Consider the following 16,009-nt stretch of genomic DNA (forward strand, 5'->3'; position numbering starts at 1 on the left):
TTGATAAGGGCGAAGAATACGCCCATCTCCACACCCCAGACGGTGTGGGTCAGTTTCAATTAAAAGAAGCACTACAGGACTATGACTGGTCCCCTGCAGCCTTCTTGGTCACCCGGCGATATCGCGAATGGCGATTTCACTCAAGATGCGTTCCAGCACCTGCTCGATGGACAACTCCGTGGAATCCAGCTGTATTGCATCAGCCGCCGGCTTGAGCGGGGCTACTGCACGCTGGGTATCACGCTCATCGCGCGCACGGATCTCATCTAGCAGACTCGACAGACTAACACCATCGACTTTTCCCTTCAACTGCAAGTAGCGCCGACGAGCCCGCTCCTCGGCGCTGGCAGTCAGGAAAATCTTCAGCGGCGCCTCGGGAAATACTACCGTGCCCATGTCACGGCCATCGGCCACCAGGCCCGGGGGCTCTTGAAACGCCCGCTGGCGCTGGAGCAATGCATCACGCACTGCCGGCAACGCGGCAACCTGGGAGGCCCAGGAACCTACCTGCTCGTTACGCAGGTCGTCGGTCACATCATCCCCTTCCAGGATGATCCGCTGGGGATGCCCCTCCGTCGCGCCGACGAACTGCACATCAAGGTGCGCCGCCAGCAGCTTCAAGGATTCTTCGTTGGTCAGGTCGACGCCATGGTTGCGTGCAGCAAACGCCAGCAAGCGGTACAGCGCGCCGGAATCCAGCAGGCACCAGCCCAGCCGCTTGGCCAGGATGCCAGCGATCGTGCCTTTGCCCGAGCCACTTGGCCCGTCGATGGTAATCACCGGTGCTTTGATATTCACAATTGAGCCTCTTGGGCAACACGGATGCCGACTTGGGCACACAATGTAAGAAAATTCGGAAAAGATGTAGCAACGTTGGCGCAGTCACGGATACGAATCGGTGCGGCCGCCCGTAAGGAAGCCACACTGAACGCCATGGCAATCCGATGATCACCCTGGGCATGCACTTCACCACCGCCCATCAAACCTGCGTCAATGATAATCCCATCGGGGGTCGGTTCACACTTCACCCCCAGCGCAAGCAGACCGTCGGCCATGACCTGAATGCGATCAGACTCTTTCACACGCAGCTCCTGCGCACCGCGCAACACGGTTCGCCCTTCGGCGCAGGCCGCCGCGATAAACAGCACCGGAAACTCATCGATAGCCAGCGGCACCAACGCCTCGGGAATCTCGATCCCCTTGAGTGCAGCCGAACGCACACGCAGGTCAGCAACCGGTTCACCACCGACTTCACGCGGATTTTCCAGGGTGATGTCCGCCCCCATCAACCGCAGGATATCGATCACCCCGGTACGCGTCGGATTGACGCCGACATGCTCCAGCAACAGCTCGGAACCCTCGGCAATCGAAGCCGCCACCAGGAAAAACGCCGCCGAGGAAATATCCCCCGGCACTTCGATACGGGTTGCAACCAGCGCATGGCCCGACTCTACCGATGCCGTAGCCCCTGCCACCGACACCGGATAGCCAAAACCGCGCAGCATGCGCTCGGTGTGATCACGGGTTGGCGCCGGCTCGGTCACTGAAGTCTGACCCTCGGCATACAGACCTGCCAGCAGCAGGCAGGACTTGACCTGCGCACTGGCCATTGGCATTGAATAGGCCACGCCCTTGAGCACCTGACCACCATGAATGGTCAGCGGCGGACAGCCTTGCGGCCCGGTCTCGATCACCGCGCCCATCTCCCGCAGCGGCGTCGCCACGCGACTCATTGGGCGCTTCGACAGGGAGGCGTCACCCGTCAACACACTGTCAAAGCTTTGCGCCGCCAGCAGCCCGGACAGCAGGCGCATCGACGTCCCCGAATTCCCCAGGTAGATCGGCCCCGGCGCAGGCTTCAGGCCATGCAAGCCGACACCATGAATGGTCACGCGCCCATGGTGCGGCCCTTCAATGACCACGCCCATGTCACGAAAAGCCTGCAAGGTCGCCAGGGCATCTTCGCCCTCAAGGAAACCTTCGACTTCCGTCACGCCTTCAGCCAATGAACCCAGCATGATCGACCGATGGGAAATCGACTTGTCGCCCGGCACCCGGATACTGCCGCTCAAGCGGCCGCCCGGGTCGGCCAGAAACGTCAGCTCATCAGTGTTCACAGCCGCATCCATGTAAGCCCGGCGAGCCAGGATCTTGCTGAAATGCTCACGCGCCACCCGCGCGCGGGTAAACACGCCCAATAATTGATGACCATCCCCCGCATCAACCGCGTCGCGCAAGGCGTCGAGATCACTGCGGAAAGTGTCCAGGGTGCGCAGCACCGCTTCGCGGTTGGCCAGGAAGATGTCGTGCCACATCACCGGGTCACTGCCGGCAATACGCGTGAAATCACGGAAACCACCCGCGGCGTAACGGAAAATATCGAGGTTCTCGTTACGCTTGGCCAAAGAATCCACCAGGCCAAAAGCCAGCAGATGGGGCAAATGACTGGTTGCCGCCAGCACTTCGTCGTGGCGCTCGACCTGCATATGTTCGACATCCGCACCCAACTCGCGCCAAAGACGATCGACTACAGCCAGGGCTGCCGGATCGGTTTGCTCAAGCGGCGTCAGGATCACCTTGTGCCGGCGGAACAGCTGCGCATTGGACGCCTCTACCCCGCTCTGCTCGGAACCGGCAATCGGATGGCCCGGCACAAAGCGCGCCGGCATGCCGCCAAAGGCCAGTTGCGCTGCGCGCACCACATTACCCTTGGCACTGCCGACGTCCGTCAGGATCGCCTGCCCCAAATCCATACCAGCGAGCACCGCCAGCAACTTCTCCATCGCCAGGATCGGCACGGCGAGCTGGATCACATCGGCGCCCTGGCACGCGAGCGCCAGGTCCGCCTCACAGCGATCGACCACCCCCAGCTCAACCGCCAGCTTGCGCGATTGCGGGTCCAGGTCCACACCGACCACTTCGCCGCACAGCCCGCTTTCACGCAGGCCCTTGGCGAAGGAGCCACCGATCAACCCCAGGCCAACCACCACCAGGCGACCGATCATAGGCACAACAGGTTGCAATGCGGTGACATCAACCACGGGCCAGGACCTTGGCCAACGCCTCCAGGAAGCGGCTGTTTTCAGCCGGCAAACCGATGGTGATACGCAAATGGTTCGGCATGCCGTAGTTGGCCACCGGACGCACGATCACACCTTCGCGCAGCAAGCCCTGGAATACCGGGGCGGCCACCTGAGCCAGATCGACGCAAATGAAGTTGCCCTTGGATGGAATCCAGCCCAGGCCCAACTCACGGAAACCTTCCTGCAACTGCAGCATGCCGCTTTCGTTGATGCGGCGACCTTCTTCCAGGTGCTCGACATCCTTTACCGCCGCACAGGCCGCCGCCAAGGCGAGGCTGTTGACGTTGAACGGCTGGCGCACGCGGTTCAGCACATCGGCAACCACCGCCGTGGACAGGCCGTAGCCAACCCGCAGCGAGGCCAGGCCATAAGCCTTGGAGAACGTGCGCGAGACCAACAGGTTCGGATAGGCTGCCAGGAAATCCAGGCCGTCCGGCAAGTCACTGCCTTCGGCGTACTCGATATACGCCTCGTCCAGCACCACCAACACGTGCGCAGGCACATCTTGCAGGAAGTCGTCCAACGCCTGGGCATCGAACCAGGTGCCGGTCGGATTGTTCGGGTTGGCGATAAACACCACACGCGTTTGCGCATCGATCGCCGCCAGCATGGCCGGCAGATCATGCCCCCAGTCCTTGGCTGGAATCACTCTCGCATCAGCGCCCACCGCCTGAGTGACGATCGGATAGACCGCAAACGCATGCTCACTGAACACGGCGTTCAAGCCCGGAGCCAGGTAAGCGCGGCCGACCAGCTCAAGAATATCGTTGGAACCGTTGCCCAGGGTCACCTGGTTCAGTTCGACACCGCACTTTTGCGCCAACAGTGACTTGAGGGCAAAGCCGTTGCCGTCGGGATAACGCGTCAGCTCGGCCAGCTCTTCACGAATCGCCGCCAGCACTTTAGGGCTTGGGCCCAATGGGTTCTCGTTACTCGCCAGCTTGACGATATTGGAGGGGTCCAGATCCAACTCACGCGCCAACTCGTCCACAGGCTTGCCCGGAACGTAAGGCGACAGTTGTTGCACGCCCGGCTGCGCCAGGGCGAGAAAGTTGCCACTCATGTTAAAGCCTCACAAAACCGCTTTCGGGTAAGAGCCCAGCACCTTGAGTGCCACGGCTTCCTGACTGATCTTCTCCAGCACGCCCTTGACCAGCGGGTCACGGTGATGGCCGACGAAGTCGATAAAGAACACATAGGTCCATTTACCGCTGCGCGAAGGGCGCGTCTCGATGCGCGTCAGGTCAATCCCGTTATCGTGGAACGGCACCAGTAGCTCATGCAGCGCGCCCGGCTTGTTGCTCATGGAGACGATGATCGAGGTCTTGTCGTCGCCGGTCGGCGGCACTTCCTGGCTGCCGATCATCAGGAAGCGCGTGGAGTTGTCCGGGCGGTCCTCGATCTTCTCGGCCAGGCGCGTCAGACCATACAAGCCCGCCGCCATATCACCGGCGATGGCCGCCGAGTTCCACTCACCCTTGACCCGCTTGGCTGCCTCGGCATTGCTGGACACCGCAACACGCTCGACATTCGGGTAATGGGCGTCCAGCCACTTGCGGCACTGGGCCAGGGACTGGGCGTGGGAGTAGATACGGCTGATGCTGTCGGTCTTGGTGTTCTCGCCCACCAGCAGGTGGTGGTGAATACGCAGCTCGACTTCACCGCAGATCACCATGTCGTGCTCAAGGAAGCTGTCCAGCGTGTGGTTGACGGCACCTTCGGTGGAGTTTTCCACCGGCACTACACCAAAATTCACCGCACCGGCCGCCACTTCGCGGAACACTTCGTCGATGGCCGCCATCGGCTTGCTGATCACCGCGTGGCCGAAGTGCTTCATGGCCGCCGCTTGGGTGAAGGTGCCTTCAGGACCCAGGTAGGCCACTTTCAGCGGCTGCTCCAGGGCCAGGCAGGAAGACATGATTTCGCGGAACAATCGCGCCATTTCTTCATTGCCCAGCGGGCCCTTGTTGCGCTCCATCACGCGCTTGAGTACCTGGGCCTCACGCTCGGGACGGTAGAACACCGGCACCTCGCCCTCCGCCAGGGACGCCATCTTCACCCGTGCCACTTCCTGGGCACAGCGCGCACGCTCACTGATCAGTTCCAGGACTTTCTCGTCCAGGCTGTCAATGCGTACGCGCAGGGCCTTGAGCTCTTGTTCAGACATTAGCCGTGTTCCTTTTCGAACTCTGCCATGTAGGCAACCAGTGCGTTGATCGCGTGGATGTCGACAGCGTTGTAGATGGAGGCGCGCATGCCACCCACCGAGCGGTGGCCCTTGAGATTCAGCAGGCCGCGCTCGTCGGCACCGGCCAGGAACGGCTTGTCCAGACGGTCGTCAGCCAGACGGAACGGCACGTTCATCCACGAGCGGTCAGTCAGGTTGATCGGGTTGCTGTACAGGCCGCTGGCGTCGATGAAGTCGTACAGGACGCGCTTCTTCTGTTCGTTGAGCTTGGCCATGGCCGCCACGCCGCCCTGCTCCTTGAGCCATTCGAACACCAGGCCCGACAGGTACCAGGCGAAGGCCGGCGGGGTGTTGTACATCGAGCCGTTATCCGCCGCGACCTTGTAGTTGAGCATGGTCGGGCACAGCGAACGGGCACGACCCAGCAGGTCTTCGCGGACGATGTTGACCAGGATGCCGCTTGGGCCGATGTTCTTCTGCGCGCCGGCGTAGATCATGCCGTACCTGGACACATCGATCGGGCGCGAAAGAATGTCCGAGGACATGTCGCACACCAGCGGTACGTCGCCCACTTCCGGCACCCAGTCGAATTGGAGGCCACCGATGGTTTCGTTCGCGACGTAGTGCACGTAGGCAGCATCCTTCGACAGCTTCCATTCGTTCTGACCCGGAATGGCGAAGTAGTCGTAAGGCTTGGCGGTGCCCGCTACATTGACGTGACCGTAACGGGAGGCCTCTTCAATGGCCTTCTGCCCCCAGATACCGGTGTCGATATAGTCGGCAGTGCCCTCTTCGGGCAGCAGGTTCAGTGGGATCTGGGCGAACTGCTGGCTCGCGCCGCCCTGCAGGAACAGCACTTTGTAGTTGGATGGGATGTCCAGCAAGTCGCGCAGATCCTGCTCGGCCTTGGTGGCGATGGACACGAACTCATCGCTGCGATGGCTCATTTCCATCACGGAGAGGCCTTTTCCATGCCAGTCGAGGAGTTCACCCTGCGCACGCTGCAGGACTGCTTCAGGAAGCGCCGCGGGACCGGCACAGAAGTTATAGGCTCTCTTGCTCACATCCAATCTCACTCTGATCTGGTGGTAGTCACGCAAACATATCAGCCGACACCGGACCCGGTGTGGGAGCGGGCTTGCTCGCGAAAGCGATCTAACAACCGACATCTGGAGTGAATGTCAGTCCGCCTTCGCGAGCAAGCCCGTTCCCACAAGGGATCTCCATGGTTGTCGATATTTCCATCCGGACAAACAACAAGGGGGCGAATCTTCATCCGCCCCCTGTGTGTCCGCTTATTCCTGCGGTTCTTCGTCGTCTGCGGCAGCATCGAGGGTTGGCTCGTCGACGTTGTCATCGCCGGTTGCGATCACTTCGCCATCAAACTCCTCGCCTTCCAGCTCTTCGCCTTCGACTTCCGACGGCTCCTGGACACGCTCCAGGCCGACCAGTTTCTCGTCCTTGGCCAGCTTGATCAGGGTCACGCCCTGAGTGTTACGGCCCAGGCTCGAGACTTCAGCCACACGGGTACGTACCAGGGTGCCCTGGTCGGAAATAAGCATGATCTCCTCACCATCGAGCACCTGGACCGCACCGACCAGACGGCCGTTACGCTCGTTGCTGACCATGGCGATCACGCCCTGGCCGCCACGCTTGTACTCAGGGAACTCGCTGATGGCCGTGCGCTTGCCATAACCACGCTCGGAGGCAGTGAGAATCTGGCTGCCTTCTTCCGGGATCAGCATCGAAATCAGCTTCTGCCCTTCCGGCAGGCGCATACCGCGCACACCGCGGGCGGTACGGCCCATGGCGCGAACGTCGGATTCCTTGAAACGCGTCACCTTGCCGCCGTCGGAGAACAGCATCACTTCACGCTCGCCATCGGTGATGGCTGCGGAGATCAGCACGTCGCCTTCATCCAGTTCCAGGGCGATCAGGCCCACGCTGCGCTGACGGCTGAAGGATTCCAGCGGGGTCTTCTTCACGGTGCCTTTGGCGGTCGCCATGAAGATGAAGTGACCTTCGGTGTATTCCTCGACCGGCAGCATGGTGGTGATGTACTCATCACTGTCCAGCGGCAGCAGGTTGACCAGTGGGCGACCACGGGCGGCGCGGGAAGCTTCCGGGATTTCGTAGGTTTTCAGCCAGTACACCTTGCCCTTGCTGGAGAACAGCAGCAGCGTGGTGTGGCTGTTGGCGACCAGCAGGTGAGCGATGTAGTCCTCATCTTTGACGCCGGTAGCCGATTTACCTTTACCACCACGACGCTGGGCCTGGTACGCAGCCAGAGGCTGGGTCTTGGCGTAGCCGCCGTGGGAGATGGTCACCACGCGCTCTTCTTCCGGGATCATGTCACCCAGGGTCAGGTCGAGGCGGGCATCGAGGATTTCGGTGCGGCGCACGTCGCCGTATTCGGCGCGGATCACTTCCAGCTCTTCGCGGATCACTTCCATCAGGCGCACGGCGCTGCTGAGGATACGGATCAGTTCGCCGATCTGGTTGAGGATCTCCTGGTACTCGGCCAGCAGCTTCTCGTGCTCCAGGCCCGTCAGGCGGTGCAGGCGCAGTTCCAGGATGGCCTGGGCCTGTTCCGGCGACAGGAAGTACTTGCCTTCGCGCAGACCGTATTGCGGGTCCAGGGTCTCGGGACGGCAGGAGTCGGCACCGGCGCGCTCGACCATGGCCACCACGGCGCTGGATTCCCAAGGCGTGCTGACCAGCGCTTCCTTGGCTTCCGACGGCGTTGGCGAAGCCTTGATCAGCGCAATCACCGGGTCGATGTTCGACAGCGCAACCGCCTGGCCTTCCAGGATATGCCCGCGTTCACGGGCCTTGCGCAGCTCGAACACGGTACGACGGGTCACCACTTCGCGGCGGTGACGCACGAACGCTTCCAGCAGATCCTTGAGGTTCAGGATGCGCGGGCGACCATCGATCAGGGCCACGACGTTGATACCAAACACGCTTTGCAGCTGGGTCTGGGCGTAGAGGTTGTTGAGGATCACCTCAGGCACTTCGCCACGACGCAACTCGATCACCACGCGCATACCGTCCTTGTCGGACTCGTCGCGCAGCTCGGTGATGCCTTCGAGCTTCTTCTCCTTGACCAGCTCGGCGATCTTTTCGATCAGACGCGCCTTGTTCAACTGGTACGGGAGCTCGGTGATGACGATCTGCTGACGGCCACCGACCTTGTCGATGTCCTCGATGATCGAACGGGCACGCATGTAAATACGGCCACGACCGGTGCGGTAGGCTTCGATGATACCGGCGCGACCATTGATGATCGCGGCGGTCGGGAAGTCCGGACCGGGGATATATTGCATCAGCTCATCGACGGTCAGCTCAGGGTTGTCGATAAGGGCCAGGCAACCGTCGATGACTTCACCGAGGTTGTGCGGCGGGATGTTGGTGGCCATGCCCACGGCGATACCGCTGGAACCGTTGACCAGCAGGTTGGGGATCTTGGTCGGCATGACAGCCGGGATCATTTCGGTGCCGTCGTAGTTCGGCACCCAGTCCACGGTTTCTTTGTGCAGGTCGGCCAGCAGCTCGTGCGCCAGCTTGGTCATGCGCACTTCGGTGTATCGCATCGCCGCGGCGTTGTCGCCATCGACCGAACCGAAGTTACCCTGGCCGTCTACCAGCAGGTAGCGCAGGGAAAACGGCTGGGCCATCCGAACGATGGTGTCGTACACCGCAGTGTCGCCGTGAGGGTGATACTTACCGATCACGTCACCGACAACACGGGCAGATTTCTTGTACGGCTTGTTCCAGTCGTTACCCAGCTCGCTCATCGCGAACAGCACACGCCGGTGCACGGGCTTCAAGCCATCGCGCGCATCAGGCAGTGCCCGACCGACAATTACGCTCATCGCGTAGTCGAGGTAGGACTGTTTCAGCTCGTCTTCGATATTGACCGGGAGGATTTCTTTGGCCAGTTCGCCCATGAGAAGCCTGATTCCTTTTTCGGGTGAAACCTCGTCACATCCATATGGGACGAACGAAGCTCGCCGCTGCCGGCAGGGTGCCTGACAACGACTTACGACAAATCAACGAGTTATGACACGGATCTGCGCGTTATAGGCCACCCCTCGGGGTGGCCCTGGAAACCGCCGGATGTTATCACAATCGCCGCCACGCACCTATCCCCCTGATGCGCATGGAGCGTAGTAAGTTGACGGATGACAGGCTTGAGGGCGACGAGAGGGGCTCAGAGCTGAGTTGGGGTCAATTTTTGAGGGTAAATCCAAGGCTTTTATTGACTTCCAGGGCCAATCGGGGGCCATCCCTCGTCAATGCAGACGCTTGCGGCACATCAACTTCGCCAGCTTCGCCGCATCCGGCCGCTCGACGATGCCCTTTTCCGTCACGATCACATCGATCAGGTCCGCCGGCGTCACATCAAACACCGGGTTGTACGCATCCACCTCTAACCGCTGCCCGACGATGTCACGCAACTCGTCCGGATCACGCTCTTCCAGGGCGACATCTTCCCCCGTCGCCATCATCAGGTCGAGGGTGGAACTGGGTGCCACCACCATGAAGCGCACGCCATGATGCATGGCGCATACCGCCAGCTGATAAGTGCCGATCTTGCCGATCACATCACCATTGGCGGCAATGCAGTCGGCACCGACGACGACCCAGGTCACGCCTTTGGTCTTGAGAATATGCGCGCCGGCGGAGTCGGCATTGACCGTCACCGGAACGCCCTCGCCCGCCAGTTCCCAGGCGGTCAGCCGCGACCCCTGCAGCCAGGGGCGGGTTTCGTTGGCGTAGACCTGCTCGACCAGCCCCTCCAGGAACGCCGCGCGAATCACCCCCAGCGCCGTGCCCACGCCGCCTGTCGACAAGGCACCGGCATTGCCATGAGTGAGGATCGCCTGGACGTTGCCCTGGTGCCTGCGGATCCGCTCGACACCCAGCTGGGCCATGACCAGGTTGGCTTCCCGGTCGCTCTCATGAATCGCAATGGCCTCGGCCTCCAGCACCGCCAAAGGATCGGCAGGCTTTTTGAGGCGATCCAGACGGTCACGCATGCGCTGCAGGGCCCAGAACAAATTCGCCGCGGTGGGGCGCGAATCGGCTAACAGTGCGTAGTCCTCTTCCCACGCAGCCTGCCAGTCACCGCCCTCTGCGAGTCGAGAGCGGGCGGCCAGCACCAACCCATAGGCAGCACTGATGCCGATCGCTGACGCGCCCCGTACCACCATTGAGCGAATGGCCTGGGCCACCTCATCGACCGTGGTACAGGTTACCCAGCTTTCCCGGGACGGCAGCGCACGCTGATCGAGCAGATGCAGCGCGCCATCACGCCAATCGATGGCCTTTACTTTCTCGGCAGCCAACAGTCGGTCGCGCATCCCTTACCCCGCACTCATGAACAAAAGCCGCCGATTATAGCGATCCGCCAGCCAGGACGCTCGGGTATACTTCGCCCTTCTTTTATAGCTGCCTGGGAAGAAGCCCGCGATGACCGCCACTGCCGCCCCCCTCGACTTACTGTTACTGCCAAGCTGGCTGGTACCCGTCGAACCCGCCGGCGTGGTGCTCAAGGCACATGGCCTGGGCATTCGCGACGGGCGAATCGCTTTTATCGGGCCTCGCGAAGCCGCCTTGAAACTCGCCAGCAAAGAGACGCGTGAACTGCCGGGCATGTTGCTCAGCCCAGGCCTGATCAACGCCCACGGCCATGCGGCAATGAGCCTGTTTCGCGGCATGGCCGACGACCTGCCGTTGATGACATGGCTGGAAAAGCACATCTGGCCCGCCGAGGCCAAATGGGTCGACGAAGCCTTTGTCCGCGACGGCACCGACCTGGCCATTGCCGAGCAGCTCAAGGGCGGCATCACTTGCTTCTCCGACATGTACTTCTTTCCCAAGGTCGCCAGCGACTGCGTACACAACAGCGGGATGCGCGCGCAGATCGCCATTCCAATCCTCGACTTCCCGATTCCCGGTGCCGCCAGCGCCGATGAGGCGATTCGCCAGGGGATCGAGCTGTTCGGCGACCTCAAGCATCATCCGCGCATCAAGATCACCTTCGGCCCCCATGCGCCCTACACCGTGTGCGATGCGAACCTGGAAAAAATCCGCATAATCGCCGAAGAACTGGATGCTTCGATCCATATGCATGTGCACGAAACCGCCTCCGAAGTGCAGCAGGCCGTGGATCAGACCGGGGAACGACCATTGGCGCGCCTGGGCCGCCTGGGCTTGCTGGGTCCGCGCTTCCAGGCCGTTCATATGACGCAAATCAGCGAAGATGACCTGGCTTTGCTGGTAGAAAGCAACACCAGCATCATCCACTGCCCGGAATCGAACCTGAAATTGGCCAGCGGCTTCTGCCCGGTGGAACGTCTGTGGCAAGCCGGTATCAATGTAGCAATCGGCACCGACGGCGCCGCCAGCAATAATGACCTGGACCTGTTGGGTGAAACCCGCACAGCCGCCATGTTGGCCAAGGCGGTCGCCGGGTCTGCCACCGCCCTGGATGCCCATCGCGCGCTACGCATGGCCACCCTGAACGGCGCCCGGGCCATGGGCCTGGAGAGCGAAATTGGCTCGCTGGAAGTTGGCAAGGCCGCCGACATGGTGGCCTTCGATCTGTCCGGCCTGGCGCAACAACCGATCTACGACCCGGTCTCACAGCTTATATATGCCACCGGGCGCGATTGTGTGAAACACCTTTGGGTCGCCGGCAAGCAGTTGCTCGACGACCGGCGATTGACCCGCATGAACGAACCGGAACTGGTCGCCTCGGCGATCGAGTGGGGCCGGCGCATCAGCGGGCGACACGAATAACGTCGGTTTTGAACCCGTGCGTTCAAAGCCTGCAAACCGATTTATCAGTTTTAGAGGATTCACCATGAGCAACGTCGACCACGCCGAAATCGCCAAATTCGAAGCCCTGGCTCACCGCTGGTGGGACCGCGAAAGCGAATTCAAGCCCTTGCACGACATCAACCCGCTGCGGGTCAACTGGATTGACGAACGCGTCAACCTGGCCGGCAAGAAAGTATTGGACGTCGGTTGCGGCGGCGGCATCCTCAGCGAAGCGATGGCCGTACGCGGCGCCACCGTGATGGGCATCGACATGGGCGAAGCCCCGCTGGCCGTGGCTCAACTGCACCAACTCGAATCCGGCGTCAGCGTGGAATATCGCCAGATCACCGCCGAAGCCCTGGCCGAAGAGATGCCGGAGCAATTCGACGTGGTCACCTGCCTGGAAATGCTGGAGCACGTGCCCGACCCATCTTCCGTGATCCGCGCTTGCTTTCGCATGGTCAAGCCGGGCGGCCAGGTGTTCTTCTCCACCATCAACCGCAACCCCAAGGCTTACCTGTTCGCGATCATCGGCGCCGAATACATCATGAAGCTGCTGCCACGCGGCACCCATGACTTCAAGAAATTCATCCGCCCCTCCGAACTGGGCGCCTGGAGCCGCCAGGCCGGGCTGACCGTCAAGGACATCATCGGCCTGACCTACAACCCGCTGACCAAGCACTACAAGCTGGCCAATGACGTTGACGTCAACTACATGATCCAGACCCTGCGCGAGGAGTAAGCCTGTGAAGTTGCGAGCAGTTCTCTTCGATATGGACGGCACCCTGCTGGACACGGCGCCGGACTTTATCGCCATCTGCCAGGCCATGCGCGCCGACCGTGGGCTGGCGCCGATCAATGACCAGCACATTCGCGATGAAATCTCCGGCGGTGCACGGGCAATGGTCGCCGTAACGTTCTCGATGGACCCGGAGTCGCCTGGTTTTGAAGAACTGCGCCTGGAATTTCTCGAGCGCTACCTCAAGGGCTGCGCGATCCACAGCAAGCTGTTCGACGGCATGGGCGAGCTGCTGGATGACATCGAAAAATCCAAGCTGATCTGGGGTGTGGTCACCAACAAGCCGCTGCGCTTTGCCGAGCCGATCATGCAGCAGTTGGGCCTGGCCGAACGTTCGGCACTGCTGATTTGCCCGGACCACGTGAAGAACAGCAAGCCGGACCCGGAACCCTTGATCCTGGCGTGCAAGATGCTCGACCTGGACCCGGCCAGCGTACTGTTCGTGGGCGATGACCTGCGTGACATCGAGTCCGGCCGCGACGCCGGCACCCGCACCGCAGCGGTCACATTCGGCTACATCCACCCGGACGATAACCCACGTCACTGGGGCGCCGATGTGGTAGTGGATCACCCGCTGGAACTGCGCAAGGTGCTGGATAACGCGCTGTGCAGTTGCTGAGGCATGGCTGCCCCCTGTAGGAGCGAGCTTGCTCGCGAAAAACCTGAGAGCACCGCGTTTATCCAGAGGCCACGCGCTATCGTTGACGTTTTTCGCGAGCAAGCTCGCTCCTACAGAAAGCATGCGGATTTCCTGTGAATTTTGTCGAGGTTGTTTATGTTTGATTACTCTGCACGACCGGACCTGCTCAAAGGCCGGGTCATCCTGGTAACCGGCGCCGGTCGCGGGATCGGCGCGGCGGCGGCGAAAACCTATGCCGCCCATGGCGCTACCGTGCTCCTGCTGGGCAAGACCGAAGCCAACCTGGCCCAGGTGTATGACGAAATCGAAGCCGCAGGCCAGCCTCAGCCGGTGGTGATTCCGTTCAACCTGGAGACCGCCCTGCCCCATCAATACGATGAACTGGCGGCCATGATCGAAAAGGAATTCGGCCACCTCGACGGCCTGCTGCACAACGCTTCGATCATCGGCCCACGCACGCCGATCGAGCAGTTGTCCGGCGAGAACTTCATGCGGGTGATGCACGTGAACGTCAATGCGATGTTCATGCTGACGAGCACCCTGCTGCCACTGCTCAAGCTGTCCCAGGATGCCTCGGTGGTGTTCACCTCCAGCAGTGTCGGGCGCAAGGGTCGGGCGTATTGGGGCGCTTATGGCGTGTCGAAATTCGCCACTGAAGGCTTGATGCAAACCCTGGCCGATGAGCTTGAAGACGTGGCCGCGGTCCGCGCCAACAGCATCAACCCCGGCGGCACGCGCACGAGTATGCGGGCCCAGGCGTATCCGGGGGAGAACCCGTTGGAACGGCCTGCACCGGAAGAGATCATGCCGGTGTACCTGTACCTGATGGGGCCGGACAGTGCCGGCATCAATGGCCAGGCGTTCGATGCGCAGTAACTGAAACGCCGGGAAAGCAAAATGTGGGAGGGGGTCCCCCTCCCACATTTTTTTGCGGTGTTGTTTAGTTCTTCACCACTTCCTCGAGGGTGAAGCGGCCCAACGGGTTTTGCAGGAAGTTGCTCACATTCTTGCGTGAGATGTTGATGTACGGGCTGTAGTACAGGTCGATCCAGTTGACGTCCTGTTTCGCCAACTTCTGCAGTTCGACATACATCTGCTCACGCTTGGCCGGGTTCGCCTCGATACGTGCCGCCGCCACCAGGTCCTTGACCTTGTCGTTCTTGTAGCGGGTCATGTAGTTCTGGTTGGTGTCGTGGCCCAGGACGAAGGTGGTTTTCTGGTCCGGGTCGAGAATGTCGTTGGTCCAGTACATCACCGAGATATCGTAGTCACCGTCCACCAGCATCTGCCAGCTCTGGGTCGGGTCGACCTTTTGCAGGTTGGCGGTCACGCCGACCTTGGCCAGTTGGTCCTTGATGATCACCGCGATCTGCTCATCGGCTTCGTTGCCAGCATTGACCACGTAGTTGAGCTTCAAGTCCTTGGCGCCGGCCTGCTCCAACAGCTTCTTGGCCGCCGTCGGGTCGTACGGGCGCTGCAGGTTGTTGGCGTAGTGGTACAGCGAGCCTTTCGGGATGTAGGAATAGGCCACGGTGCCTTGACCGTAAGTAGCGGTCTTGACCAACGATTGCTTATCGATGGCCATGTCCAGCGCCTCGCGCACTTCCTGCTTGGCCAGCAGGCCGTGGGCGTGGTTGATCAGCAGGTGGTCTTCACGGGTAGACGGGTCGGAGTGGATCACGACGTTCGGGTCTTTTTTCAACTCCTCCACCCGCGAAAACGGCACGAAGATCGCGGTGTCCAGCTCGTTGTTCTGCACCATGCGCATACGGGTGTTGTCATCGGTCACGGACACCCATTCCACGCCATCCAGGCTGACGCTCTTGGCTTGCCAGAAGTTCGGGTTTTTCTTCAGGATCACCCGATCGCCCTTGCGCCACTCATCCACGGTAAACGCGCCCGAGGTCACCGGTTTTTCCGAGTAGGCGTCTTCGCCCATCTGGGTCATGGCCTTTTCCGACAGGATCGAGACGGTCGGCGACGCCAGTTGCGAGAGGAAAGCCACGGCCGGTGTTTTCAGGGTCACCACCAGGGTCTTGGCGTCCGTTGCCTTGGCGGTATTGATCAGGCTGAACGGGTCGCTCCACAGCGAGGCTTTGTTGTCGCGGATACGCAACAGGCTGAACGCGGCATCGTCGGCGGTGATTGACGAGCCATCGGAGAACTTCGCATCACGCAGCTTGAACGTATAGGTCAGGCCGTCCTTGGAAATGTCCCAGCTTTCGGCCAGCCCCGTTTCCATCTTGGTGCCCAGGTTATCCACCCGCACCAGGGTGTCGTAGACGTTGGCGAATACCCAGGTGTCGCGGTTTTGCGCGCTTTTGATCGGGTCGAACGTGGTGCTGTCTTCACGGCAGCCAATGGTCAGCACGCCAGCGGCGTGTGCCAACCCGGCTGTCAGGGACCACGCGGTGAGCGTAGCGGCGGCGAGCAACTTCAAGTGACGGGATTGCATGTCCATAACTCCTTGT

General features: G+C 61.2%; 12 protein-coding genes and 1 pseudogene. 4 read left to right on the plus strand and 9 right to left on the minus strand.

The genetic code is table 11. The features are described from left to right. Nucleotides 1–108: 108 nt before the first annotated feature. The 7 genes from cmk to mtnA form a co-directional block, all read right to left on the minus strand. A complete protein-coding gene (gene cmk, locus ACQRBV_RS01130) occupies nt 109–798 on the minus strand; it encodes a (d)CMP kinase (RefSeq protein WP_003172653.1) in 690 nt (229 codons plus the stop codon). Then, on the minus strand, nt 795–3,005 hold the full coding sequence (locus ACQRBV_RS01135) for a bifunctional prephenate dehydrogenase/3-phosphoshikimate 1-carboxyvinyltransferase (protein ID WP_060753318.1): 2,211 nt from the start codon (nt 3,003–3,005) through the stop codon (nt 795–797). Before ACQRBV_RS01135 ends, cmk begins: the two co-directional genes overlap by 4 nt. Nucleotides 3,006–3,033: 28 nt before the next feature. Beyond that, the gene (hisC, locus tag ACQRBV_RS01140) at nt 3,034–4,146 is read right to left on the minus strand and encodes a histidinol-phosphate transaminase (RefSeq protein WP_090366095.1); all 1,113 of its coding nucleotides are present in this window, start codon (nt 4,144–4,146) and stop codon (nt 3,034–3,036) included. 9 nt (nt 4,147–4,155) lie between these two features. After that, a complete protein-coding gene (pheA, locus tag ACQRBV_RS01145) occupies nt 4,156–5,250 on the minus strand; it encodes a prephenate dehydratase (protein ID WP_003218812.1) in 1,095 nt (364 codons plus the stop codon). After that, nucleotides 5,250–6,335, minus strand: coding sequence for a 3-phosphoserine/phosphohydroxythreonine transaminase (gene serC / locus ACQRBV_RS01150; protein WP_104995866.1), 1,086 nt, complete (start codon nt 6,333–6,335; stop codon nt 5,250–5,252). Before serC ends, pheA begins: the two co-directional genes overlap by 1 nt. A gap of 231 nt (nt 6,336–6,566) precedes the next feature. Continuing rightward, nucleotides 6,567–9,221, minus strand: coding sequence for a DNA gyrase subunit A (gyrA, locus tag ACQRBV_RS01155; RefSeq protein ID WP_060753207.1), 2,655 nt, complete (start codon nt 9,219–9,221; stop codon nt 6,567–6,569). A 345-nt stretch (nt 9,222–9,566) separates the two neighbouring features. Then, nucleotides 9,567–10,637: an S-methyl-5-thioribose-1-phosphate isomerase gene (gene mtnA / locus ACQRBV_RS01160; RefSeq protein WP_411984524.1), complete on the minus strand. Its 1,071-nt coding sequence runs from the start codon at nt 10,635–10,637 to the stop codon at nt 9,567–9,569. A 109-nt stretch (nt 10,638–10,746) separates the two neighbouring features. On the opposite strand from mtnA, the gene ACQRBV_RS01165 reads away from it, so the two are divergent. The 3 genes from ACQRBV_RS01165 to mupP all read left to right on the plus strand — a co-directional run bounded on the left by ACQRBV_RS01165 (nt 10,747) and on the right by mupP (nt 13,517). Then, the gene (locus ACQRBV_RS01165) at nt 10,747–12,078 is read left to right on the plus strand and encodes a TRZ/ATZ family hydrolase (protein WP_411984523.1); all 1,332 of its coding nucleotides are present in this window, start codon (nt 10,747–10,749) and stop codon (nt 12,076–12,078) included. A gap of 64 nt (nt 12,079–12,142) precedes the next feature. After that, entirely contained in the window at nt 12,143–12,841 is a 699-nt protein-coding gene (gene ubiG / locus ACQRBV_RS01170) for a bifunctional 2-polyprenyl-6-hydroxyphenol methylase/3-demethylubiquinol 3-O-methyltransferase UbiG (RefSeq protein ID WP_060753204.1), read from the plus strand. Between the two features lie 4 nt (nt 12,842–12,845). Beyond that, entirely contained in the window at nt 12,846–13,517 is a 672-nt protein-coding gene (gene mupP, locus ACQRBV_RS01175; protein WP_060753203.1) for an N-acetylmuramic acid 6-phosphate phosphatase MupP, read from the plus strand. 15 nt (nt 13,518–13,532) lie between these two features. Here the strand turns inward: mupP and ACQRBV_RS01180 are convergent. Next, nucleotides 13,533–13,640, minus strand: a pseudogene (locus ACQRBV_RS01180) (outer membrane lipoprotein carrier protein LolA); the annotation flags it as partial. 33 nt (nt 13,641–13,673) lie between these two features. On the opposite strand from ACQRBV_RS01180, the gene ACQRBV_RS01185 reads away from it, so the two are divergent. Continuing rightward, complete coding sequence (locus ACQRBV_RS01185; RefSeq protein ID WP_411984522.1) at nt 13,674–14,414, plus strand: YciK family oxidoreductase; 741 nt, start codon at nt 13,674–13,676, stop codon at nt 14,412–14,414. A gap of 64 nt (nt 14,415–14,478) precedes the next feature. Here ACQRBV_RS01185 and ACQRBV_RS01190 read toward each other — a convergent pair whose 3' ends face one another. Then, nucleotides 14,479–15,993 carry an ABC transporter substrate-binding protein gene (locus tag ACQRBV_RS01190; protein WP_411984521.1) on the minus strand — a complete coding sequence of 505 codons (1,515 nt, stop codon included), beginning with the start codon at nt 15,991–15,993 and terminating at the stop codon, nt 14,479–14,481. Nucleotides 15,994–16,009 lie beyond the last annotated feature (16 nt).

This window comes from Pseudomonas sp. R11F, assembly GCF_050312575.1.
In the GTDB taxonomy this organism is placed as follows: Bacteria; Pseudomonadota; Gammaproteobacteria; order Pseudomonadales; family Pseudomonadaceae; genus Aquipseudomonas; species Aquipseudomonas palleroniana.